This is a genomic window from Luteibacter sp. UNC138MFCol5.1, from assembly GCF_900110505.1.
GTDB lineage: Bacteria > Pseudomonadota > Gammaproteobacteria > Xanthomonadales > Rhodanobacteraceae > Luteibacter.
The window spans coordinates 176,125-199,352 of the sequence record NZ_FODZ01000004.1; the positions used below are offsets into that span (position 1 = coordinate 176,125).

Annotated in this window: 22 protein-coding genes; 16 read left to right on the forward strand and 6 right to left on the reverse strand. The window is 66.8% G+C overall.

The features are described 5' to 3' along the window. Positions 1-15: 15 nt before the first annotated feature. Together BMY69_RS12975 and BMY69_RS12980 are read right to left on the reverse strand one after the other, a co-directional pair. The gene (locus BMY69_RS12975) at positions 16-2,385 is read right to left on the reverse strand and encodes a 3-hydroxyacyl-CoA dehydrogenase/enoyl-CoA hydratase family protein (protein WP_177191167.1); all 2,370 of its coding nucleotides are present in this window, start codon (positions 2,383-2,385) and stop codon (positions 16-18) included. A gap of 33 nt (positions 2,386-2,418) precedes the next feature. Further along, positions 2,419-3,081 (reverse strand): TetR/AcrR family transcriptional regulator, encoded by a 663-nt coding sequence (locus tag BMY69_RS12980; RefSeq protein ID WP_090053301.1) that lies wholly within the window; start codon positions 3,079-3,081, stop codon positions 2,419-2,421. A gap of 250 nt (positions 3,082-3,331) precedes the next feature. Between BMY69_RS12980 and ndk the strand changes: the two genes are divergently transcribed. The 8 genes from ndk (at position 3,332) to moeB (ending at position 11,320) form a co-directional block, all read left to right on the forward strand. Beyond that, a complete protein-coding gene (gene ndk, locus BMY69_RS12985) occupies positions 3,332-3,757 on the forward strand; it encodes a nucleoside-diphosphate kinase (protein WP_090178861.1) in 426 nt (141 codons plus the stop codon). After that, the gene (gene rlmN, locus BMY69_RS12990) at positions 3,754-4,890 is read left to right on the forward strand and encodes a dual-specificity RNA methyltransferase RlmN (RefSeq protein ID WP_090053304.1); all 1,137 of its coding nucleotides are present in this window, start codon (positions 3,754-3,756) and stop codon (positions 4,888-4,890) included. Before ndk ends, rlmN begins: the two co-directional genes overlap by 4 nt. Then, complete coding sequence (gene pilW, locus BMY69_RS12995; RefSeq protein WP_090053306.1) at positions 4,880-5,650, forward strand: type IV pilus biogenesis/stability protein PilW; 771 nt, start codon at positions 4,880-4,882, stop codon at positions 5,648-5,650. Before rlmN ends, pilW begins: the two co-directional genes overlap by 11 nt. An 89-nt stretch (positions 5,651-5,739) precedes the next feature. Then, positions 5,740-6,705, forward strand: a complete 966-nt coding sequence (locus BMY69_RS13000; RefSeq protein WP_090053307.1) for a helix-turn-helix domain-containing protein — start codon at positions 5,740-5,742, stop codon at positions 6,703-6,705. Between the two features lie 151 nt (positions 6,706-6,856). After that, complete coding sequence (locus tag BMY69_RS13005) at positions 6,857-7,507, forward strand: YfgM family protein (protein WP_090178864.1); 651 nt, start codon at positions 6,857-6,859, stop codon at positions 7,505-7,507. Continuing rightward, positions 7,504-8,703, forward strand: coding sequence for an outer membrane protein assembly factor BamB (gene bamB / locus BMY69_RS13010; protein ID WP_090053310.1), 1,200 nt, complete (start codon positions 7,504-7,506; stop codon positions 8,701-8,703). Before BMY69_RS13005 ends, bamB begins: the two co-directional genes overlap by 4 nt. A gap of 23 nt (positions 8,704-8,726) precedes the next feature. After that, positions 8,727-10,124 (forward strand): ribosome biogenesis GTPase Der, encoded by a 1,398-nt coding sequence (gene der / locus BMY69_RS13015; protein ID WP_090178868.1) that lies wholly within the window; start codon positions 8,727-8,729, stop codon positions 10,122-10,124. Between the two features lie 26 nt (positions 10,125-10,150). Further along, entirely contained in the window at positions 10,151-11,320 is a 1,170-nt protein-coding gene (gene moeB, locus BMY69_RS13020; RefSeq protein ID WP_090178871.1) for a molybdopterin-synthase adenylyltransferase MoeB, read from the forward strand. Positions 11,321-11,337: 17 nt separating this feature from the next. On the opposite strand, the gene BMY69_RS13025 is transcribed toward moeB, so the two are convergent. Further along, positions 11,338-11,916 (reverse strand): GNAT family N-acetyltransferase, encoded by a 579-nt coding sequence (locus tag BMY69_RS13025; RefSeq protein ID WP_090178874.1) that lies wholly within the window; start codon positions 11,914-11,916, stop codon positions 11,338-11,340. A 427-nt stretch (positions 11,917-12,343) separates the two neighbouring features. Here BMY69_RS13025 and folD point away from each other — a divergent pair, with 427 nt between their 5' ends. From folD to guaA, 3 genes are all read left to right on the forward strand, one after another. After that, the gene (gene folD, locus BMY69_RS13030) at positions 12,344-13,198 is read left to right on the forward strand and encodes a bifunctional methylenetetrahydrofolate dehydrogenase/methenyltetrahydrofolate cyclohydrolase FolD (RefSeq protein ID WP_090178878.1); all 855 of its coding nucleotides are present in this window, start codon (positions 12,344-12,346) and stop codon (positions 13,196-13,198) included. 100 nt (positions 13,199-13,298) lie between these two features. Further along, positions 13,299-14,753, forward strand: a complete 1,455-nt coding sequence (gene guaB, locus BMY69_RS13035) for an IMP dehydrogenase (protein ID WP_090053318.1) — start codon at positions 13,299-13,301, stop codon at positions 14,751-14,753. Between the two features lie 123 nt (positions 14,754-14,876). Further along, on the forward strand, positions 14,877-16,433 hold the full coding sequence (gene guaA / locus BMY69_RS13040) for a glutamine-hydrolyzing GMP synthase (protein WP_090178880.1): 1,557 nt from the start codon (positions 14,877-14,879) through the stop codon (positions 16,431-16,433). Between the two features lie 115 nt (positions 16,434-16,548). Here guaA and BMY69_RS13045 read toward each other — a convergent pair whose 3' ends face one another. Then, positions 16,549-17,178 carry a TetR/AcrR family transcriptional regulator gene (locus BMY69_RS13045; RefSeq protein WP_218143173.1) on the reverse strand — a complete coding sequence of 210 codons (630 nt, stop codon included), beginning with the start codon at positions 17,176-17,178 and terminating at the stop codon, positions 16,549-16,551. 86 nt (positions 17,179-17,264) lie between these two features. Between BMY69_RS13045 and BMY69_RS13050 the strand changes: the two genes are divergently transcribed. From BMY69_RS13050 to BMY69_RS13065, 4 genes are all read left to right on the forward strand, one after another. Beyond that, the gene (locus BMY69_RS13050; protein WP_090178883.1) at positions 17,265-18,179 is read left to right on the forward strand and encodes an SDR family oxidoreductase; all 915 of its coding nucleotides are present in this window, start codon (positions 17,265-17,267) and stop codon (positions 18,177-18,179) included. A gap of 96 nt (positions 18,180-18,275) precedes the next feature. Next, positions 18,276-18,725, forward strand: a complete 450-nt coding sequence (locus BMY69_RS13055; RefSeq protein WP_090178887.1) for a MarR family winged helix-turn-helix transcriptional regulator — start codon at positions 18,276-18,278, stop codon at positions 18,723-18,725. A 4-nt stretch (positions 18,726-18,729) separates the two neighbouring features. Further along, positions 18,730-19,545: an NAD-dependent epimerase/dehydratase family protein gene (locus BMY69_RS13060; protein ID WP_090178889.1), complete on the forward strand. Its 816-nt coding sequence runs from the start codon at positions 18,730-18,732 to the stop codon at positions 19,543-19,545. Positions 19,546-19,650: 105 nt separating this feature from the next. Then, entirely contained in the window at positions 19,651-20,394 is a 744-nt protein-coding gene (locus BMY69_RS13065; RefSeq protein ID WP_090178892.1) for a DUF72 domain-containing protein, read from the forward strand. 13 nt (positions 20,395-20,407) lie between these two features. Here the strand turns inward: BMY69_RS13065 and BMY69_RS13070 are convergent, their stop codons facing one another. Next, entirely contained in the window at positions 20,408-21,160 is a 753-nt protein-coding gene (locus tag BMY69_RS13070; RefSeq protein WP_090178894.1) for an SDR family NAD(P)-dependent oxidoreductase, read from the reverse strand. A gap of 220 nt (positions 21,161-21,380) precedes the next feature. On the opposite strand from BMY69_RS13070, the gene BMY69_RS13075 reads away from it, so the two are divergent. Then, entirely contained in the window at positions 21,381-22,295 is a 915-nt protein-coding gene (locus tag BMY69_RS13075; protein ID WP_090178897.1) for an AraC family transcriptional regulator, read from the forward strand. Here BMY69_RS13075 and BMY69_RS13080 read toward each other — a convergent pair. Next, the gene (locus tag BMY69_RS13080; protein WP_090178899.1) at positions 22,237-23,139 is read right to left on the reverse strand and encodes a LysR family transcriptional regulator; all 903 of its coding nucleotides are present in this window, start codon (positions 23,137-23,139) and stop codon (positions 22,237-22,239) included. The genes BMY69_RS13075 and BMY69_RS13080 overlap by 59 nt on opposite strands. Positions 23,140-23,228 lie beyond the last annotated feature (89 nt).

Genomic DNA, 23,228 nt, shown 5'->3' on the forward strand with positions numbered 1-23,228 from the left:
AGAGCGCGTGGCGCGTCAGTTACGCAACGGCTTCCCCGTCGTCATCGTGTGGGCGATACGGGCCTGGGTCTTTTCGGTCTGCGCCAGTTCCACGAAGTGGCGGCGTTCCAGCGCGAGCAGCCACGCCTCGTCCACCAGCGAACCGCGCTCGATCTTTCCGCCCGAGAGGGCGTCGGCGATGCGGCTGGCGATCTCGATGTCGTGTGGCGAGGCGAAATAGCCCTCGGCCAGGTTCGCCAGCGACGCCTTGAACGTGGCGGTGGACACGTCGCCCGCGGCCGGGATGGCGCGGGCCGGCAGCGGCGGACGGTAGCCCGACTCGGCCATGGCGCGCGCCTGCGCCTTGGCGACGTGCAGGACCTCGTAGCTGTTGAAGACCACGACGTCGTCCTTGCGCAGCAGGCCGAGCGACTTCGCCTCGAGGGCGCTGGCCGACACCTTCGCCATCGCGACGGTCTCGAACACCTTCTTCAGCGATTCGAACGGGTCGGCCGGGTTCTCCTGCGCGGCGCGGACCGCCAGTTCCTTCAGGCCGCCGCCGGCGGGCAGCAGGCCCACGCCGGCTTCCACCAGGCCGATGTAGCTCTCGAGCGCCGCGACGGTACGCGCCGCGTGCATCTGGAACTCGCAGCCGCCGCCGAGCGCTAGCCCGCGCACGGCCGCGACGACCGGAACCAGCGAATACTTGATCCGCATGCTGGTCGCCTGGAAGTTGGCCACCATGGCTTCGAACTGCGCGAGCTTGCCTTCCTTGAGCAGGCCGAGCGCGCCCTTGAGGTCGGCGCCGGCGGAGAAGGGCTCGGACGGCTGCCACAGCACCACGCCACGGAACTGCTGCTCGGCCAGGCCGATCGCGTGCTGGATGCCGTCGAGCACGTGGTCGTTGACCGTGTGCATCTTGGTCTTGAACGAGATGACGCCGATGTCGTCGCCCGAGGTCCACAGGCGCACGCCGTCGTTTTCCCAGACCGTGGTGCCCTTGTCGAACGTCTCGCCCAGGATCGGATCGGGGAACGCCTGGCGGGCGTAGACCGGGTGGGCCGAGCGCGGCTTTTCTGCCTTCGCGCTGGCGGAATACGAGCCGGTCTTGCCGTGCACGCCGGTGCGGCCGTCGGTGACCCAGGCCGGCAGGGGCGCGCTGCTCATGGCCTTGCCCGCGGCGATGTCCTCGGCGATCCATCCGGCGATCTGCTGCCAGCCGGCCGACTGCCAGATCTCGAACGGGCCGAGTTTCCAGCCGTAGCCCCAGCGAATGGCGAAGTCGACGTCGCGGGCGGTATCGGCGATGTCGGCCAGGTGATAGGCGGTGTAGTGGAAGAGGTCGCGGAACACCGCCCAGAGGAACTGGGCCTGCGGGTCGGACGAGGCGCGCAGCTTCGCGAACTTCTCGGCCGGGTCCTTGATGGCGAGGATGGCGGACACCTCGTCGGAAGCCTTCTGCTCGGAGACGCGGTAGTCCTGCTTCTGCAGGTCGAGCACCACGATGTCCTTGCCGGCCTTGCGATACACGCCCGCGCCGGTCTTCTGGCCCAGCGCACCCTTCTCGATGAGGGCCTTGAGCCACGCCGGGGGCTGGAAGAACGCGTGCCACGGGTCGTCGGGCAGGGTGTCGCTCATGGTCTTGACCACGTGCGCCAGGGTGTCGAGGCCGACGACGTCCGCGGTGCGGAACGTGGCGCTCTTCGGACGGCCGATGGCCGGGCCGGTCAGCGCGTCGACGGTGTCGAAGCCGAGGCCGAACTGCTCGGTGTGGTGCATGGTCGACAGCATCGAGAACACGCCGATGCGGTTGCCGATGAAGTTCGGGGTGTCCTTCGCGTACACCACGCCCTTGCCGAGCGTGGTGGTCAGGAACGCCTCGAGGCCTTCCAGCACGGCCGCGTCGGTCAGCTTCGTCGGGATCAGCTCGACGAGATGCATGTAACGCGGCGGGTTGAAGAAGTGCACGCCCGTGAAGCGGTGGCGCAGCGCTTCCGGAAGGGCCTCGGCCAGGCCGTTGATCGACAGGCCCGACGTGTTGCTCGCGAGCACGGCCGTCTTCGAGACGTGCGGGGCGATCTTCGTGTAGAGGTCGAGTTTCCAGTCCATCCGTTCGGCGATCGCTTCGATGACGAGATCGACGTCGGCGAGCTGGGCGAGGTCGTCCTCGTAGTTCGCCGGAATGATCGCGGCGCCGAGGCTCTTCTCGGCGAGCGGAGCCGGGGAGAGCTTGGCCAGGTTGGCGATCGCCTTGAGGGCGATGCCGCTCTTCGGACCTTCCTTCGCGGGCAGGTCGAACAGCACGGTTTCGACGTTGGCGTTCGTCAGGTGCGCGGCAATCTGCGCGCCCATGACGCCGGCGCCGAGTACCGCGGCCTTGCGAATGCGTAACGGTGTTGCGGTCATGGTGATCTCCGGGGTGCTCAAGGATCGCCTCGGTCAGCGGGTGGCCGTGGCGTTCGAAACGGAAGGGGCGCGCAGGCCGGCGGCGGCGAAGCGGATGAGCTGCTCGGCGGCGGTCTCGCGGTGGTCGCGCTCGGCGACGTCGGTCTTGCGCTGGATGATGCCGAAGTCGGCCATCGCGTAGGTCAGGGCGCCGGTGACGATGTCCAGGCGCCAGTAGATGTCTTCCTTGCCCAGGCCCGGGAGCAGCCGGCCGAACTCGGCGGCGAACTGGCGCAGGATGTGGCCGTAGTTGTCGGACAGGAAGCGGCGAAGGGTCTCGTTGTGCTCGGCGTAGGCGCGGGCGAGCACGCGGACGAAGGCGGCGCCACCGCCGTCGTTGCGCGACAGGTCGAGCGCGGGGCGGATATAGGCGTCGAGGACGTCCTCGAGGCGGGTCGTCTCCAGCCCGGCGACCTTGCCCAGCGCGGCCAGGCGGCGGCTGTTGAGCTCGTCGAGGCGGCGGCGGAAGACCTCCTCGATCAGCTTGTCCTTGGATCCGAAGTGATAGTTCACCGCCGCGAGATTGACCCGGGCCGCTGCCGTCACCTGGCGGAGGGACGCGCCGGCGAAGCCATGCGTGGCGAAGAGTGTCTCAGCGGCGCCGAGAATGCGCTCTTTCGTGGTGCGTTCGCGGGAAGCGTAGGGTGCACTCGTCATATCGGCGGACTCGGCTGGCGGACAGTTTGAATCAAACGATCGTTTGAGAGTACGCCCGCCAGCCCACGGTGGTCAATCTGCGACCGCACATGCCTGCAAACGGCTTGCGATTGAGCTAGAATCTGTCAAGATTTCGTGCGCTAAGTCAGTCATTCCGGACGGCTTTGGCCGCAAACTTCCATCAGGGTCCCCATCGGGCCCTGTCAGCACTTCTTGTCTTTCCTTGTCTTCACTTTCCCGGAGCACCCGTATGGCGCTGGAGCGCACCCTTTCGATCATCAAGCCGGACGCCGTCAAGAAGAACGTCATCGGCGAAATCCTTGCCCGCTTCGAGAAGGCCGGCCTCAAGATCGTCGCCGCCAAGATGAAGCAGCTGACCCGCGAAGAGGCCGAAGGCTTCTACGCCGTGCACAAGGAGCGTCCGTTCTTTGGCGCGCTCGTCGAGTTCATGATCTCCGGCCCGGTGATGATCCAGGCGCTGGAAGGCGAGGGCGCGGTGCTCAAGAACCGCGACCTCATGGGTGCCACCAACCCGAAGGAAGCCGCCGCCGGCACCATCCGCGCCGACTTCGCCGAATCGATCGACGCCAACGCCGTCCACGGCTCGGATTCGCTCGAGAACGCCGCGATCGAGATCAAGTACTTCTTCAACGACTCGGAAGTCGTTTCCCACTGAGAACCGCCGTGAACACGCCCGCCGAAAAGGTCAACCTGCTCGACTTCGACCGCAAGGGTCTGCGCGATTTCTTCGCCCAGATCGGCGAGAAGCCGTACCGTGCCGAGCAGGTCATGAAGTGGATCTACCACCGTCTCGAAAGCGATTTCGGGAAGATGACCGACGTCGGCAAGGCGCTTCGCGAGAAGCTCGACGCCACCTGCTACATCGGGCCGCCGAAGACCGTGTTCGAAAAGGGCGCGGTCGACGGCACCCACAAGTGGCTGCTGGGCATGGATGGCGGTAACGCCATCGAGACGGTCTACATCCCGGAGCCGACCCGCGGCACGCTCTGCGTGTCGTCGCAGGTCGGCTGCGCCCTGAACTGCCAGTTCTGCTCCACGGCGACCCAGGGCTTCTCCCGCAACCTGTCCACCGCCGAGATCATCGGCCAGGTCTGGGTGGCGGCCAAACATCTCGGCAACGTGCCGCACCAGCAGCGGCGCATCACCAACGTGGTGATGATGGGCATGGGCGAGCCGCTGCTGAACTTCGACAACGTGGTCAAGGCCATGAGCCTGATGCGCGACGACCTGGGCTTCGGCCTGGCGAGCAAGCGCGTCACGCTGTCCACGGCGGGCCTCGTGCCGATGATCGACCGCCTCTCGGCGGAGAGCGACGTCTCGCTCGCGGTGTCGCTGCACGCGGCGAACGATGAGCTGCGCACCGAGCTGGTTCCGCTGAACAAGCGCTATCCGCTGGCCGAGCTGATGGGTGCGTGCGAGCGCTACATCCAGCGCGCGCCGCGTACGTCCATCACGTTCGAGTACACGCTCATGAAGGGCGTGAACGACCAGCCGGAGCATGCGCGCCAGCTGATCAAGTTCATGCGCCGGCTGCCCGGCGCGAACAAGGTCAACCTGATCCCGTTCAATCCGTTCGAGGGCGCGCGTTTCGAGCGCTCGGGCCAGGAAGCCATCCGTAACTTCCAGACGCAGTTGCTCAACGCCGGCGTGCTGACGATGCTCCGTCGCACCCGTGGCGACGACATCGACGCCGCCTGTGGCCAGCTCAAGGGGCAGGTGGTCGACCGTACCCGCCGGCAGGCGGAGTTCCGCAAGAAACTCGGAGAGGGAGTGGTGAATGCGGCTTGAGCGGTGGGGGATGCTGGCGGTGCTCGCCCTGGCGTGCACCGGCTGCGTGGGGGATGGTTCGGGGCTGAAGCCTTCGACCGCCGCGGAAGATCGCGCCAAGGGTGCGGAAGTACATACCGAGCTGGGCCAGCGTTACATGCAGAACGGCGACCTCAAGGGCGCCATGGAAAAACTGCAGAAGGCGCTCCAGTTCGACCCGAAATACGTTCCGGCGCAGACGGTGATCGCGGTGCTCTACGAGCGCATCAACGATCCGGTCAACGCCGAACTGCACTATCGCAAGGCCGTCGAGTACGATCCGAAGAAGGGTTCGGTGAACAACAATCTCGCTGTCTTCCTATGCAAGCAGCACCGTCCGGCGGAGGCGAAGGCCTTCTTCGACCGGGCGCTCGCGGATCCGTTCTACGAAACACCCGATCTCGCGATGACGAATGCCGGCACCTGCCAGTTGCAGTCGCAGGATTACGCGTCGGCGGAGGATTATTTCCGGAAGGCGCTCGCGCGCAATCCCAATAACGCCGATGCCCTGTATCAGATGGCGCACGTGTTGTACCTTACGAACGATGCATTCCGGGCCCGCGCTTTCCTGCAGCGTTACGAAGCGGTGGGGGCACCGAGTCCGGATTCGCTGAAGCTCGGTCACGATATCGAGCTCCGTCTGGGCAACGGGGAGGGTGCCCAGGACTATGCAAAACGCCTGCGCGAAACGTTCCCGGATTCGGAACCCGCGCGCGCACTCGAAGTCGCCGCACGTCAATGACCCCAGTATCTTCGAATTCTTCCGGTCGGGATGGACGCGAGCAGGATTTGTTCGCCGGTCTCGAGCCGAATGCAGACAGGGAGAACGCCATGGATCCCCAGGTGGAAGCCAGCAGTGAAGAGGGGCGGGTACTGATCGATCTCGGCGGCCACACCGCCGGTTTCGGCGCACGCCTTCGCGCGGCCCGTGAGGCCCGCGGTTACACCATCGAGGCCTGCGGCCAGGCGTTGCGCCTGCCGACGCGCCTCCTTCGCCAGCTAGAGGCTGGCGAGTACGGCGGCATCGATTACCAGGTCTACCTCGCCGGTTACCTGACCAAGTACGGCACGCACCTGGGCATCGACGAGTCCGAGATCCAGGCCGAACTGGCGCGGCACACGCCCCGCCAGCCCGAACTCGTGGTTACCGGCGGCGTCTCGCATTCGCGCTACCTGTTCGAGCGCTACCTCACGGCCGCCACCTATGTGGTGCTGACCGCGGTGATCGTCGTGCCGATGGTCTGGCTCGGCGTGCGCGGCACGCTCGATCGCGACATGGCGCGCCTCGCGCCGCTGGATGCCGCGCCCGTGGCCCAGCAGGACGCGCCGGCACCGGCGAGCAGCAGCGCCGCGACCAGCGTCGCCAGCACCGAGAGCCGGCCGGCGCCGGTCCAGGAGCCGCGTCCCGAGGAGCAGCAGCCGCTGCTCGCCTCGATGGCGATGTTCCCGCCGCTCGATCATTCGGCGACGCGGACGCCGCTCGCGACGGCCGCCGCCGCACCCGAGGCCGCCGCCAGCGGCGCGGGTGCGCACAGCCTCAGCCTGAACCTCCCGGCCGCCAGCTGGGTGGAAGTGACCGCCGCGGACGGTTCGCGCCTCGAATACGGCATCCTGCCCGCCGGCACGCAGAAGTCGTACCGCAGCGACAGCCCGCTGGACGTCCGCATCGGGAACGCCTCGGCCGCGCAGGTGACCGTCGATGGCCAGCCCGTGCAGCTCGATGCGTTTCGCCGCGCCAACGTGGCCCGGTTCCGCGTCGACATCCGCGACGGCAAGGCGGCACCGGTCGCCTTCTGATCGCCGGCGCGCCGCGCGTTGCACCGCGCGGCGCCGCCCGGCCCCCGTCTTTTCGGGTATCCTTGCCTATTGATCCGCGCCGCCATCCCCGATGGCCGGCACGGGCTCGTTCCCACCTTGGTTTGCTGCGCGGAGCGCAGTGGGTGATTGCATGGCTTTCGACATTTACGACGACTACGAGCAGGGCGAACGCGTACAGCAGTGGCTGCGCAAGAATGGCGTTTCGATCGCCGTCGGTGTCGCTCTCGGGCTGGTGCTGATCTTCGGCTGGCAGCAGTGGAAGTCGCACCGCGCGGGCCACGAACAGGCCGCCGCCGCCGAGTATTCGGCCCTGCAGCTCGCGGTCGCGCAGAGTCGTCAGAACGAGATCGACCTGCGCACCGATACCCTGATGAAGGACTACTCGGACACCGCCTGGTCGGTCTTCGCCGCCGGCGAGCGCGCCCAGCGCAGCGTCCTGGCCGGGCAGGCGGACAAGGCCTCCGGCGACATCGAATGGGCCAAGGCCCATGCGAAGGACGAAACCCTCAAGGCCCTGGTCGAACTGAATGCCGCGCGCCTTCGCTTCGCGCAGGGCAAGCCGCAGGACACCATCGCGGCGCTCGACGCCATGCAGGGCAAGTCGTTCGTCGCGCTCTCGCAGGAACTCCGCGGCGACGCGCTGGTCAAGCTGGGACGCCCGGACGACGCACGCAAGGCCTATCAGGCGGCGATCGCCGCGATGGGCGACAGCGCACCGCAGCGCGGTGTGGTCCAAACCAAACTCGATGATCTGGCCGTGGCCGGGAAGCAGGGTGCATGAAACGTTTCGTGGCAATCGCGTTGACCTCTTCGCTGGCCGTCCTGGCCGGCTGCCATTCGTTCAAGAAGGAAAACGTCGAACCGCCGACCCCGCTCGACAAGAAATTCGAGCCGACGCTCAAGGTCGACCGCCTCTGGAAATCCAGCGTCGGTGACGGCGCCGCCGAGTCCGGCGTGCGCATGCGCCCGGCCGTGGCCGACGGCGTGCTCTACGCCGCCAGCACCGACGGCAAGATCCGCGCCTTCGACGCCAATACCGGCAAGACGCTCTGGTCGAAGAGCACGCGCCAGCACGGCTGGTTCGGCTGGGGCGACGCCAAGCGCGAGGACGCCCGCTTCTCGGGTGGCCCGGGCGTGGCCGGCGACCTCCTCGCCATCGGCACGCTCGACGGCCACGTCTACGGCATGAACGCGAAGGACGGCGAACGCCGCTGGGTCGCCGAGGTCTCGTCGGAAGTCATCACCGCGCCCGCCATCGTCGGCGAGTTCGTCGTCGTCCGCTGCAACGACGGTCGTGTCTACGGCATCGATGCGAAGACCGGCGAGCGTCGCTGGGTGTACGACCAGTCGCAGGTGCCGCTCCTCAGCCTGCGCGGCAACGGCCGCCTGCTCGTCGCCAACGGCGTCGTGTTCTTCGGTAGCGATGCCGGCAAGCTCGTCGCCGTGCGCCTCGACAACGGCGAGAAGCTCTGGGAGCAGACGCTCGCCAGCGGCGAAGGCCGCACCGAGATCGACCGTCTCGCGGATGCCGACGGCGCGCTCGTGCTCGACGGTACCTCGCTCTACGGCGCCGCCTACCATGGGCAGCTGACGTCGATCGACGGTCCGAGCGGTCGCCCGCTGTGGAACCATGCGTTCTCGACCTTCACCTCGCTCGACGTCCACGGCAACGCCATCTACGGCGCCGACGACCAGTCGCAGGTCTACGCGTTCGACAAGTCGAGCGGCGCCAGCATCTGGAAGCAGGACGCCCTGAAGTACCGTTGGGTCACGGGCCCGGCGGCCCAGGGCAACTACGCGGTGGTGGGCGATCTCGACGGCCACATCCACTGGCTCAACGCCAGCGACGGCAGCATCGCCGCGCGCGAGCGCCTGTCCAAGAAAGCCATTCGTGCCCAGCCCCTCGTGGTGGGTGACACCGTGTACGTCGAGGATGTCGAGGGCCACATCGGCGCCTACCGCATCCCGGCGAACTGATCCTCAGGAAAGATGTATCTCCCATGCTACCCGTCGTCGCCCTGGTCGGCCGCCCCAATGTCGGTAAGTCGACCCTCTTCAATGCGCTGACGCGTAGCAGGGACGCCCTCGTCGCCGATATGCCCGGCGTCACCCGCGACAGGCACTACGGTGTCTGTCGTCTCGGTCCGCGCCCTTTCGTGGTCGTGGACACCGGTGGTCTCTCCGGCAGCGACGAGGGCATCGAAGGCCTCACCGCGCAGCAGGTTCGTGCCGCGATCGCGGAAGCGAATTTGCTCGTGTTCGTGGTCGATGCCCGTGACGGCATCCTGCCGCTCGATGCCGCGATCCTCACCGAGCTCCGCCGCAGCGGCAAGCCCGTCATCGTCGTCGTCAACAAGACCGACGGCGTGGACGAGCTCGTCGCGCTGGGCGAGTTCAGCTCGTTCGGCGTGGCCGAGACCCTGCCGATGTCGGCCGCGCACAACCGTGGCGTCGACGTCCTCGTCGCCCGCGCGATCCCGCACCTTCCGGACGACACCGACGACGACCCGGCCCTCGAAGACCAGGGCATCCGGGTGGCCATCGTGGGCCGCCCGAACGCGGGCAAGTCGACGCTGATCAATCGCCTGCTGGGCGAGGATCGCCTCATCGTTTCCGATCTGGCGGGTACCACGCGCGATCCGATCCGAGTGCCGCTCGAGCGCGACGGCCGGCGTTACACGCTGGTCGACACCGCCGGTGTCCGTCGCCGCTCGCGCGTCGAGGAAGCCGTCGAGAAGTTCAGCGTCATCAAGACCTTGCAATCCATTGCTGCGTCGCAGGTGACGGTCGTGATGATCGACGCGCGCGAGAACCTGGCCGATCAGGACCTCACGCTCATCGGCCACGCCATCGAGGAAGGTCGCGCCCTCGTCATCGCCGTCAACAAGTGGGACGGCATGGACAGCTACCAGCGCGAGCAGACCCAGAAGGCGCTCGAGCGCCGCCTCCAGTTCGCCGAGTGGGCCAAAACCGTGTTCATCTCGGCGCTGCATGGCTCCGGCCTGCGCGAGCTGATGAAGGCCGTCATCCGCGCCCACGCCGCGGCCACCAAGGAACTGACGTCGAGCGAGCTGACCCGGACGCTGGAGAAGGCGTACGAGGCCTACCAGCCGCCGTTGGTCCGCGGCCACGCGCCGAAGCTGCGCTACGCGCATCCGGGTGGCTCCAACCCGCCGACCATCGTGATCCACGGCAGCCGCACCAAGCACATCGCGCCAGCGTATCGTCGCTACCTGGAAGGCTTCTTCCGGAAGCGGTTCCGCCTGGAGGGTACGCCGGTGCGCATCGATTTCCGCGATGGCGAGAATCCGTTCGCCGGCAAGAAGAACGTCCTGACGGAAGGGCAGCAGCGCCGCCGCCAGCGCATGATCCGTAACGCGAAGCGACGCGAGAAGTAAGCGTCGCCCTCGTCGAGGAGCCTCGCATGACCGAACACCTCAACCGTGACCGCTGGCTGGCCGAGCTCCGGTCCCGCGTTCCGGAAGTGACCGTTACCGAGGCGCTCGCCCGGCAACTGGGTGGCGCGCTGCTGGTCGACGTGCGGGAGGACAACGAGCGCGCCACGGGTTCCCCGGCCGGCGCGCTCGGCCTGTCGCGCGGTTATCTCGAACTCCGCATCGAACAGTCCGAGCCGGACCGCGGGCGCGACATGCTCCTGCTGTGCGGCAGCGGTCAGCGCTCGCTGCTGGCCGCCGACACGCTGCAACGCATGGGTTACCGCCGGGTGTCGTCGGTCGCCGGCGGCATGGGCGCATGGAAGGCGGCCGGGCTGCCGGTTACGGCCGGCGCGCTCGACGGCGACGCCGCCGAGCGTTACGCGCGCCAGATGCTGCTGCCGCAGGTCGGCGAAGCAGGGCAGGCGAAGCTCGCGGCGGCGCGCATCGTCGTCATCGGCGCGGGCGGACTCGGCGCGCCCGCCTTGCTCTACCTCGCCGCCGCGGGCGTCGGTCATATCACGGTCGTCGACGACGATCGCGTCGAGCGATCCAACCTGCATCGTCAGGTGATCCACGCCGATCCGCGCGTGGGGATGGGCAAGGCCGAGTCCGCGCGTCTGACCTTGTCGGCCCTGAATCCGCGCGTGAAGGTGACGACGATCGTCGATCGCCTGCGCGCGGAAAATGTCGAAGAGCTCATCCGGGATCACGACGTGGTGATCGACGGCGCCGACAACTTCGCCACGCGCTATCTGCTGGCCGCCGCGACGCGGCGCCTCGGCATCCCCATGGTCTACGCCGCCATCGAGCGGTTCACGGGGCAGGCGAGCGTCTTCGATCCGCGACGCGACGATTCGCCGTGCTATCGCTGCCTCTTCCCCGAGCCACCGTCGGCCGCCGACGCGCCGAACTGCAGCGAGGCAGGCGTGCTGGGCGTGCTTCCCGGCCTCGTCGGCATGGTGCAGGCGACCGAGGCGATGAAGCTGGTGCTCGGCCTCGGTCAGCCGCTGGTGGGGCGCTTGCTCACGTACGACGCCCTCGGCATGCGCTTTCGCGAACTGACCCTCCGCCGGGATCCGCATTGCCCCGGTTGCGGTCCGGACGCCCGGTTCGAGGGCTACGTCGACCTCGAGCGGATGTGCGCCGCGGCCGGTTGAGGGCGCTTGCGGAAGCCCTACGCGCCGGCGCTGATCAGGTCGCTTCTGACGACCGAGTGCATCGTCGCGTCGACGGACGATCCCTTTACCACCAGTCGCTTACGCAATACTCCTTCGAATCTCCCTCCAAGTCGTTCAGCCGTCCTGCGGCTAGGCTCGTTGCCCACGGCGACCACGATCTCGAGGCGCTCGACCCGCACCCTGTCGAAGGCGAACCCGATCCCCAGGCGTCCGGCCCGCGTGGCGATGCCGCGCCCCTGTTCCGACTGGCGAACCCAGTAACCGAGGTTCGCGAACCGCTGCTCCTTGTTTCGCTGGTTGACGCCCATGCCGCCGAGAAGGCGATCGCTGCGCGCGTCCACGATCAGCATTTCGAAGCCGTCGGCCAGGAGCCAGTCGCGGCGACATAGGTCGAGCCACCCCCGGGCGTCGTTCGCGCCGTAGCCGGCATGGCACCAGTCCTGCCAGCGACCGACGGTGTCGACCGACTCGCGAACCGCCTCGGCGAGGGCAGCCACGTCGTCGGCACGATGTGCGCGCAGCGAAACCACACCGTCGGTGAGGTCGGTCGGGTAGGGAAGCGTCTCGATGGTCATGCGTCCATTCTAGGCAGGCGTCCGCGCCGCCCGCACGATGCCCGCTGCCGCGGGATCGCCGATACGATCGGCTCCCACCGGCATACCGCACGGTGCGCCTACCGAAGGGGTGGGAGCCGATCGTATCGGCGAGGGGTGCTCGCCGCATCGCGCGACACGCAGCCCCAGTCATCGGCGTGCGATGGTCGGTCCGGCAGCGCACCTACCGAAGGGGTGAGAGCCGATCGTATCGGCGAGGGGTGCTCGCCGCATCGCGCGACACGCAGCCCCAGTCATCGGCGTGCGATGGTCGGTCCGGCAGCGCACCTACCGAAGGGGTGGGAGCCGATCGTATCGGCGATGGGTGCTCGCCGGATCGCGCGATGTCCAGCCTGTCATCGTCACGCGCGATCGTCGATAATGCGGCGCTTTCCGCAGGGCGAATCCCATGACCGCACGCATTCTCGACGGCAAACGCATCGCCCAGGAACTGCTCGACCACATCGCGCGCCGTGTCGCCAAGCGCGTGAGCGAAGGGCGCCGCGCGCCAGGCCTCGCCGTCGTCCTCGTGGGCGAAGATCCGGCCTCCGCGGTCTACGTGCGCAACAAGCGCCGCGCCTGCCAGCAGGTGGGCTTCGAGTCGTTCGGCTACGACCTCCCGGCATCGACGACGCAGGACGAGCTCTTCGCGCTCATCGACACGCTCAACGCCGACCCGGCCGTGCACGGCATCCTCGTGCAGTCGCCGCTGCCCGCGCACATCGACGAGGAGGCGCTGGTCGACCGCATCGATCCCCTCAAGGACGTCGACGGCTTCCAGGCCGTCAATGTCGGGCGTCTCGCGCTGCGCCGGTTCGGCCTGCGCCCCTGCACGCCCAAGGGCGTCATGACGCTTCTGGGCCATACCGACTACCCGGTGCGTGGCCGGCACGCGGTGATCGTGGGAGTGTCCAACCACGTCGGCCGCCCGCTCGCTCTTGAGCTACTTATTGCAGGTGCGACAGTGACTTGCTGCCACAAGTTCACGCAGGATCTCGCCGGATTCGTGCGCCAGGCCGACATCCTCGTCGTCGCCGCCGGCAAGCCGGGCCTGGTCAAGGGCGAGTGGGTCAAGCCCGGCGCGGTGGTCGTGGACGTCGGCATCAATCGCCTTGAAGACGGTCGCCTGGTCGGCGACGTCGAGTTCGACGCCGCGGCCGAACGGGCATCCTGGATCACGCCGGTCCCGGGGGGCGTCGGCCCCATGACGGTCGCGACCCTCATGGAGAACACGCTGGAAGCCGCGGAAGCGCTCGACGCCTGAGTGTCCGCGAGAGGAATCGCGATGGAACGCCCTTCGCGGTTCCTACACAAGTGTTGCAATGCAAGGTATAATGCCGCGATTTACTCGCGGGACTAATGCTATGCGCATCCTTGCCGAGGCACTCACTTACGACGACGTGTTTCTGGTTCCCGGCCACTCCACGGTTCTGCCGCGCGATGTGGACACCTCAACCCAGTTCACGCGCGGCCTCCGCCTGAATATCCCCATCGTGTCCGCCGCCATGGACACCGTCACCGAAGCGCGTCTCGCCATCACGATGGCCCAGAACGGCGGCATCGGCATCATCCACAAGAACCTCACCGCCGCTCAGCAGGCCGCTGAAGTCCGCCTGGTGAAGAAGTTCGAAGCGGGCGTCATCCGCAGCCCGATCACCGTGAGTCCGGACACGTCGATCGGCGAAGTGCTCCAGCTGACCCGCGCGCACAACATCTCCGGCGTTCCGGTGGTCGACGGCCAGAAGCTCGTCGGCATCGTCACCGGCCGCGACATGCGCTTCGAGCGCAAGCTCGACGACCCCGTCCGCAACATCATGACGCGCGAAGAGCGCCTCATCACGGTGCGCGAAGGCGCCTCGCACGATGAAGTCCTGCAGCTGCTGCACAAGAACCGCATCGAGAAGGTCCTCGTCGTCAACGACGATTTCCAGCTGCGTGGCCTGATCACGGTCAAGGACATCCAGAAGGCCAGCGACAACCCGAACGCCGCCAAGGACTCGCACGAGCGCCTCGTGGTCGGCGCCGCGGTCGGCGTGGGCGGCGACACCGAGCAGCGCGTCGAAGCGCTGGTGGAGGCCGGTGTGGACGTCATCGTCGTCGATACCGCCCACGGTCACTCGCAGGGCGTGATCGAGCGCGCCGGCTGGGTGAAGAAGCGTTACCCGCAGGTGCAGGTCATCGCCGGCAACATCGTCACCGGCGAAGCGGCGCGCGCGCTGCTCGGCGCGGGCGTCGACGCCGTCAAGGTCGGCGTGGGCCCGGGCTCCATCTGCACCACCCGCATCGTCACCGGCATCGGCGTGCCGCAGATCACGTCGATCGACCTGGTCGCCACCGCGCTGAAGGGCGAAATTCCGCTCATCGCCGACGGTGGCATCCGTTACTCCGGCGACATCCCGAAGGCGCTCGCCGCCGGCGCGTCGACCGTCATGCTGGGCTCCATGTTCGCCGGCACCGAGGAATCCCCGGGCGAGGTCGAGCTGTTCCAGGGTCGCTCGTACAAGAGCTACCGCGGCATGGGCTCCATCGGCGCCATGCAGCTCGGCTCGAAGGATCGCTACTTCCAGGACGAAGCCGACGCCGACAAGCTCGTGCCGGAAGGCATCGAGGGTCGCGTGCCGTACCGCGGCCAGCTGCGCAACATCATCCACCAGCTGATGGGCGGCCTGCGTGCCTCGATGGGTTACATGGGCACGGCCAACATCGAAGAGATCCACCAGAAGGCCCAGTTCGTGAAGGTCACCGGTGCCGGTGTGCGCGAAGCGCATCCGCACGACGTGCAGATCACGAAGGAAGCGCCGAACTACCGCCTGGACTGACGCCTCCGGGCGCTCGCTCCAGGTGACTTCAGGACGCCCGCCACAAGTGGGCGTTCTGCTTTTTCAGGGCCGCCGCGCCGCGCGCGAGGCCCGTCCCGATCAAACAAAACCGCAGGCCGCACGATGACCGACATCCACAGCGACAAGATCCTCATTCTCGACTTCGGCTCGCAGTACACGCAGCTCATCGCGCGCCGCATCCGCGAGATCGGCGTCTACTGCGAGGTCTGGGCCTGGGATCACGCGCCGGACGAGATCCGCGGCTTCGCGCCGCGCGGCGTCATCCTCTCCGGCGGCCCGGAGTCGGTCACCGAGGACAACTCGCCGCGCGCGCCGGAGGTGGTGTTCGACCTGGGCGTGCCGGTGCTCGGCATCTGCTACGGCATGCAGACCATGGCCGAGCAGCTCGGCGGCAAGGTCGAGGCCGGCCACCATCGCGAGTTCGGCCCGGCGACCATCACCTTCGGCAGCTGCGCGCTGTTCGAGACGGTCGTGGGCAACGGCGACGAGCTCGGAGTGTGGATGTCGCACGGCGATCGCGTCACGGCCATTCCGGAAGGCTTCTCCGTCACCGCCTCCACGCCGAGCCTGCCGCTCGCCGCCATGGCCGACGATGCCCGTCGCTTCTACGGCCTGCAGTTCCATCCGGAAGTGACCCACACCAAGCGCGGCATGGAACTGCTGCGCCGGTTCGTCGTCGACCTCTGCGGCTCGGCCACCCTGTGGGACGCCAAGCACATCATCGACGACGCCGTGGAGCGGGTGCGCGAGCAGGTCGGCAGCGATCGCGTGCTGCTGGGCCTGAGCGGCGGCGTCGATTCGTCCGTCGTGGCCGCGCTGCTCGAGAAGGCGATCGGCGACCAGCTCACCTGCGTGTTCGTCGACACCGGACTGCTGCGCTACCAGGAAGGCGACCAGGTGATGACGACCATGGCGGAGCACATGGGCGTGCACGTCATTCGCGTCGACGCGAAGCAGCGCTACTTCGACGCCCTCGCCGGTGTCGAGGACCCGGAAGCCAAGCGCAAGATCATCGGCCGCCTGTTCGTCGAGATCTTCGACGAGGAATCCGCGAAGCTGGAAGGCGTGAAGTGGCTCGCGCAGGGCACCATCTACCCGGACGTCATCGAGTCCGCCGGCAGCAAGACCGGCAAGGCCCACGTCATCAAGAGCCACCACAACGTCGGCGGCCTGCCGGAGCACATGAAGCTCAAGCTGGTCGAGCCGCTGCGCGAGCTGTTCAAGGACGAGGTGCGCCGCATCGGCGTCGAACTCGGCCTCCCGCGCGAGATGGTCTACCGTCATCCGTTCCCGGGTCCCGGCCTCGGCGTGCGCGTGCTCGGCGAAGTGAAGGCCGAATACGTCGACCTGCTGCAGCGCGCCGATGCCATCTTCATCGAGGAACTGCGCAGCCACGGCCTTTACGACCGCGTCAGCCAGGCCTTCGCGGTCTTCCTTCCGGTCCGCTCCGTCGGCGTCGTGGGCGACGGCCGCGCCTACGAATGGGTGATCGCGCTACGCGCGGTGGAGACCATCGACTTCATGACCGCCCACTGGGCGCACCTGCCGTACGACTTCCTCGACAAGTGCTCGACTCGCATTATCAACGAGTTGCGCGGCATTTCTCGCGTCGTTTATGACATCTCGGGCAAGCCGCCTGCGACGATTGAGTGGGAGTGAGCCGACGTCCTTCGAGGACTACCGCCAGCTATCGTTTTCCCCGATCCGGATGCGGCAGCCGTGCCGCATCCGGTATCAATGTCCACCGCGAAACGCCCGATCGCCGTCGTTTCCCTTAAAGCTCCGTCCTCAAACTGTCGAAGGCGTCCCGCAGGAAGTTGGCAACCGGTTTTCGCTGGCCGGTCTGATCCCTCCACGCCTGGAGCGCGAGTCTCATCGCACCGACGGACACCACAGCCACCATCCGAAGGGCCAACCGCCTCTCAGGCTGCCGCCAGACCTCACACAGTGTGTTGAATAGCGCCTGCTCCTGCTCCGCGTAGTACGCCTGCTTGCGGGCAAGAAGCGATTCGCTCGAACGCATCAGATTGTCCACGTCCGTCATCTGCTCGGTCGTATAGCGAGCGATGTGCTTCACCATGACATCGCGAACAGCATCGAGTGGCGGCACATCGGGTGATGTCTTCAGCAGATCGGCCATCAGCATGGCCAAGTCGGCGTCCTGCCAGAACAGGATGACGTCTTCCTTCGACTTGAAATACGAGAAAAACGTGCGGCGCGAGATGCCAGCCGCAGCCGCGATGGCGTCAAGCGTCGTGCCTTCGTAGCCGTTGGCGAGGAACAGGCGCTGGCCGACCTCGGCGATGCGCTGACGTGTTTCGCGACGCTTGCGTTCCCGCAAGCCTTCTGTGGGTGCTGTACCTGCGGGAGGCAAGATTCCTGACATTCCGATGCCCTGTTGCATGACCGCACCAAGTGCATTAAAGTTAGCACTCAGTGCATATTTACATGCACCTAGTGTATATTCCGTTTCCTCGGCAGGCAAGGATCATGAGCTCCTGGACAGTCTCCGACATCCCTTCCCAACGCGGCCGTACGGCGGTCGTCACCGGTACTGGCGGCCTTGGCTTCCACGACGCGCTGGCGCTAGCCCGTGCCGGTGCGAACGTCATCATCGCGGGTCGAAATCCGTCGAAAGGCGCGGCAGCAGTCAATCAGATTCGCCAAAGCGTTCCTACCGCGAACGTGACTTTCGGGACACTGGATCTCGCCAGCCTCGAATCCATCGAGGCGTTCAGCGAAAGCCTGCGGAGTTCGCGCGACAGCCTGGATTTGCTGATCAACAATGCCGCGGTGATGACGCCGCCGAAGCGTCAGGTGACGTCCGACGGATTCGAATTGCAGTTCGGCACGAACTACCTTGGCCACTTCGCCCTGACTGCCAAACTGCTGCCCCTGCTGCGCAAGGGCAATGAACCACGCGTGGTCAGCCTTTCAAGCGTCGCCGCTCGAAGCGGCACGATCAACTTCGATGATCTGCAAGCTCAGCGCAGCTACAGGCCGATGCGGGTTTACGGTCAATCGAAACTCGCTTGCCTGATGTTCGCTCTTGAATTGCAACGACGCAGCGATGCTGCGGGTTGGGGCATCCAGAGTATCGCCGCCCATCCCGGCATTTCACGTACCGATCTACTGCCCAATGGCGCCGGCGCCTGGAGCGCCCCGGGTATGGTCCGTCGTTACATGTGGTTCCTGTTTCAGCCGGCAGCGCAGGGCGCGTTGCCGACACTCTTCGCCGCGACTTCGCCGCAGGCTCAAGGGGGGGCCTATTACGGCCCAGACAAGCTCGGCGAAACGCGAGGCTATCCAACCGTTGCCAGGGTTCCCCCGCAAGCACTGGATACGAGCGTCGCTGCGAGGCTGTGGATCGAGTCGGAAGCACTCACTGAAGCGGTCTTTCGATGAAGCCCCCTCGCTTGGCTAAGCGAACCCACGCTTGACACTTCGTCAGCTACCTTGCGATATTCGTACGGTAGCTGACGAATTCGAGAGGCTGGCCGTATGCCGGACGTGGAAAAGACCGAACACCTGACGGTGGGGGCGTGGACGAAGCGATGCTATTTCGCCGGCCGCGCGCTCATGGATGCGACGCTGCGGCCTTTCGATCTGGGTTCGACGCAGTGGTACGTGCTCTGGCATCTGGCGAATCAAGGCCCGTCGGTACAGCGCGACCTTGCCCGCGCGCTCGAGCTCGAACGGGCGACGTTGAGCGGAATCGTCGCCACGCTCGTGCGCAAGGGGCTCGTACGGCAGACCTCGGACGGGGACGATCAGCGCCAGCGCCGCCTGGCCCTGACGCGCTCGGGCGAGAACCTCTGGCGCGAGCTTCCCGACCTCTCGTTCATTCAGCAGGCCGCGTTTGCCGGTATCGACGAGGCCGATCTGGCCACGACGATGCGTGTCCTTCGAGCGGCGACCGAGCGGCTGCAAGCCCTCCTGCAGAAGGCATGAGCTCATGAGCATCCTGATTACCGGGGCGACAGGTCTCGTCGGTGAACGCATTGTTCCGCGTCTGCTGCAAGCGGGATTCGCCTGCCGGGTGCTGCTGCGGGCCGGGAAACCGTGCCCGCCCGGTGCCGTCGCCGTGACGGGCGACATGCTCGACCCGTCGACGCTGGCCGAGGCCGTTCGCGGTGTGTCGGCGATCGTGCATCTGGCGGCGGTGTTCCGTACGCAAGACACCGATCTGATCTGGAAGAGCAATCTCGAAGGAACCCGCAACCTGCTCACGGCGGCACGGGACCACGCGCCGCGCGTCCGCTTCATCATGGCGAGCACGGGTCACGTCTACGACAGGCATGGCCCGCATCCTGGACGAGAGACGGACACCGTCCAACCGGAGCTGGCGTACCCCGCGAGCAAGGTCGCCGCGGAGAACGCGCTGCGCGAGAGCGGGCTGAACGGGTCGATCCTTCGGTTGCCGTTCGTCTACGGCGATGGGGATGGTCATCTGCAGGCGTTGCCGAAGCACGTGGCGGCCCTCGGGTTTCATCCGGCCAACCGCATGAGCACGATCCATCACCGCGACGTCGCCGTCGCGATGACCATGGCACTCGCCGGCGATTTCGATGGCCGGATCGTCAACCTGTCCGACGATGCACCGACGACGGTCTACGAACTGGTCAGGCTCGTCGGCGGACAGATGGATGCCTCGGCCGAGCCCATGACGAACCCCTGGCACCTGCATATCGATGGATCGCTTGCGCGGCAGCTGGGTTTCCGGCCCACCGTGAGGACGGTGTACCAGGCGGCGCAGGACGGGATCCTCTAGGCGGTCGCGCGCCGGTCCGCATCACCCACGACGACATCGCCTCACGGAATCACTGCGCGCATCCGGTCATGGTCGCACCATGCATGCGCCACGAGTTCCTTCGCCATGGACCCATCGATGATCCGGATAGGATGTGCCGGCTGGTCACTGCCTGGCGACGCCGCGTCGCGCTTCGCGGGGCAGGGCAGTCATCTGGAGCGGTACGCGCGCGTTTTTTCCTGTGTCGAGATCAACAGTTCGTTCTATCGGCCGCATCGGCCCGAGACCTATACGCGGTGGGCAGCGAGCGTGCCTGAGGCGTTCCGGTTCTCGGTCAAGATGCCGAAGGCCATCACGCACGAGCTCAGGCTGCGCAATGCAAACGCGGACCTGCGTCGGTTCTGTGACGACATCGCTGCCCTCGGTGAAACACTCGGCTGCCTGCTGCTGCAACTACCGCCTAGCCTCCCGTTCGAGCGAGCGACCGCGAGCCGTTTTTTCGCGATGCTTCGCGCAATGACGAGCACCCGCGTCGTGTGCGAGCCGCGCCACGCGACATGGTTCGGGGAGGAAGCAAGGCGGGCGATGCGGGATGCGGCGATCGGCTGCGTGCTGGCCGACCCGTCGCCGGTGCCCGGCGTGCTTCCCCTCGGCGATGCCGCGACGCTGTACATCCGGCTGCATGGTTCGCCACGCATGTATTACTCGGCCTACGACGCGACCTTCATCGACGCGCTCGCCGGACGGCTCGTCGCCGTGCCGCCCGGCATGAGCGTGTGGTGCGTCTTCGACAACACCGCCGCGGGAGAAGCGATTCCGAACGCGCTGTATCTGCGGGAGCGCGTCGCAGCGTGCGACGCGGCTCCCTGACGATGACGCGCGATCAGATGTTCTGGCCACCCGACACTTCGATGCGCTGTGCCGTGACCCAGCGGTTGTCCGGTCCGAGGAGACTCGCGACCGCGGGGCCGATATCGTCGGGTAGACCGACACGGCCCAACGCGATCATCGCCGCGAAGGCGTCGTTGTACGCGGGCGTGTCGCGAACGGCGCCGCCAAGGAAATCGGTCTCGATCGCACCGGGGGCGATCGTATTGGCGGTGATGCCGCGGCTGCCGAACTCCTTCGCCATGTAGAGCGTGAGGATCTCGACGGCGCCCTTGGCCGCCGAGTAGGCCGAGAATCCGGGGTAGGAGACGCGCGTCAGGCCCGTCGAGAAGTTCACGATCCGGCCGCCATCGGCAAGCAGCGGCAGCAGCGTCTGCGTCAGGAAGAAGACGCCCTTCACGTGGACGTTGAACAGCTGGTCGAACTGCGCCTCCGTGGTCTCGGCGATGCCCGCCATTTCACCATGGCCGGCGTTGTTGACCAGGTGGTCGAAGTCGCTTCGCCCCCACGATGCGAGGATCGCGCGCACCTTGTCGCCGAACGCGGCGAAGCTGGAAATGTCGGCGACGTCGAGCTGTACCGCGACCGCCTTGCGGCCAAGCGCCTCGATTTCGGCGACGACCGCCTGCGCCTGCTCGGCACCGTGGCGGTAGGTGAAGATCACATCGCCGCCGTGACGGGCGATGCTGATGGCGGTATTGCGACCGAGGCCGCGGTTGGCGCCTGTGACGAGAGAAACGGTGGACATGGAAGGCTCCTTCTGAGGGGTGTCGAAATGACGGATTCAGTATCGATCCGAGCCCCTCGTGCCGGTTGCCGGTTCCTCGGACCTTCTTGCCCGTTCCTCCGGAGCGGCGGTCGCGTGGCGACGCCGGCGGTTTGCGGCGGATGGCACGGAGCCCGGCGCAGGTTTGCCTGATCCCACGGATTCGTTGCGCCTCGCACGGTTCGGGGACTACGCTCTGGCCATGACCGAGACCCTGCTCCAGGCGGTCCGCTTCTACGCGGATTCCCACGCGAACGCGGACGGTGTCGCGCGTACCCCGATCCCGGGTCTGACCGCGATCCGGGCAGGCACGCCCAGCGAACTGCAATACGCGGTTTCGCGTCCCCTGATCGCGGTCGTCGTTCAAGGGCGCAAGCGCGTCATGCTTGGCAAGCAGACCTTCGACTTCGGTGCCGGCGACTCCATGCTCATCACCGCCGACGTCCCCACGGTCAGCCAGATCACCGCGGCCGACGCGAACGCGCCGTACTACTCGCTGGTCTTCGATCTGGATCCCACTGTCATCGAGGCGCTGGTTCTCGACATGAACATCGCCCAGGGCGAGTCGAGCGCCCCCGTGAGGGTCGATCCCACCGAGGCCGAGGTCGCCGACGTCGCCCTGCGTATGATGCGTCTGCTCAACCGACCGTCGGCGCTTCCGGTGCTGCAGGCGGACATGATCAGGGAACTGCATTTCTGGATGCTTGCCGGACGCCATGGGCCCGCGATCCGCAACCTGGGCATCGTCGAAAGCCACACGCGGCGTGTCGCCCGCGCCGTCGCATTGATCCGGTCGGAGTATGCGCGGCCCTTGCGGATCGAACGCCTGGCCGAGGCGGCCGGCATGAGTCCGTCCACGTTCCATCAGCACTTCCGTGCCGTGACACAACTGTCGCCACTGCAATTCCAGAAGCAACTGCGCCTGATCGAAGCGCGGCGGATGATGCTGTCGGAAGGCGCCTCGGCGAGCATCGCGGCATACGCCGTGGGCTACGAAAGCGTGCCGCAGTTCACGCGCGAATACGGCCGTCTGTTCGGCGCGCCGCCCGTGCGCGACATCAGGTTCTCGAGGGCGGCGACCGAGACGTCTCCACGGACCAGTCGCGGAATGCGATGACCGGGCCGTTCGACTCGTCCTTGCGGGAAATCAGCAGCAGCGTGGCCTGTTCCTCGAAGTCGGCGAGCGGCATGTAGATCAGTCCCGGCACATGGATGTCGCGTATGGGCTGCGGCACGAGCACGAGGCCGAGACCGGCCGCGGCCATCGTCAACACCGTCAGCGTGCTGGCGACGCGATGGCCGATGATCGGTTCGCCGCCTAGCGCTTTCCTCAACAGCTCGGTCTGGCTGCGATCGCCCGCGTTGGCGGCGTACGTGATGAAGGTTTCGCCGGACAGGTCGCGGCACCGCACGTCGCTGAGGCGCGCCAGGCGGTGGCTGAGCGCCATCCCGATGACCCAGGGCCACGCGCCGACGACCTCGCTGGAAAGCGTGTCGGGAATGGGCAGCCCGACATCGGGGCAATAGCCGATGTCGATCCGGTTCTCGACGATCGCCTGTATCTGGTCCGCGGACGGCATTTCTTCGAGCTCGATGCTCACCATCGCGCGGGTCGCATGGAACGACTGGATGTGTTCCGGAAGGCGGCCCGCCAGCGCCGCGTTGCCGGAGAATCCGACCCGCACCCGGCCGACCTCGCCACGCGCGGCGCGCTGCGCCGTCCGACGCGCGTGCTCGGCCTGGGCAAGCGTGCGCTCGGCTTCCACACGGAAGAGGCGACCCGCCTCGGTCAGTTCGACCCGGCGCGTCGTGCGCGTGAGCAGGGTGACGCCAAGGTCTTCCTCGAGCGCGCGGATCTGCATGCTGAGGGCGGGCTGCACGATGTGCAGGCGCTCGGCGGCGCGGCCGAAGTGGCCCTCGTCCGCAACAGCCAGGAAGTATCGGAGATGCCGAAGATTCATCGATTATCACCGTGAATGATCAATCGGTCAGATCAATATATTTCAGTTTCCAATGCCGCGCACCCATCCTTTTCCTCGCCCCCCCAAAC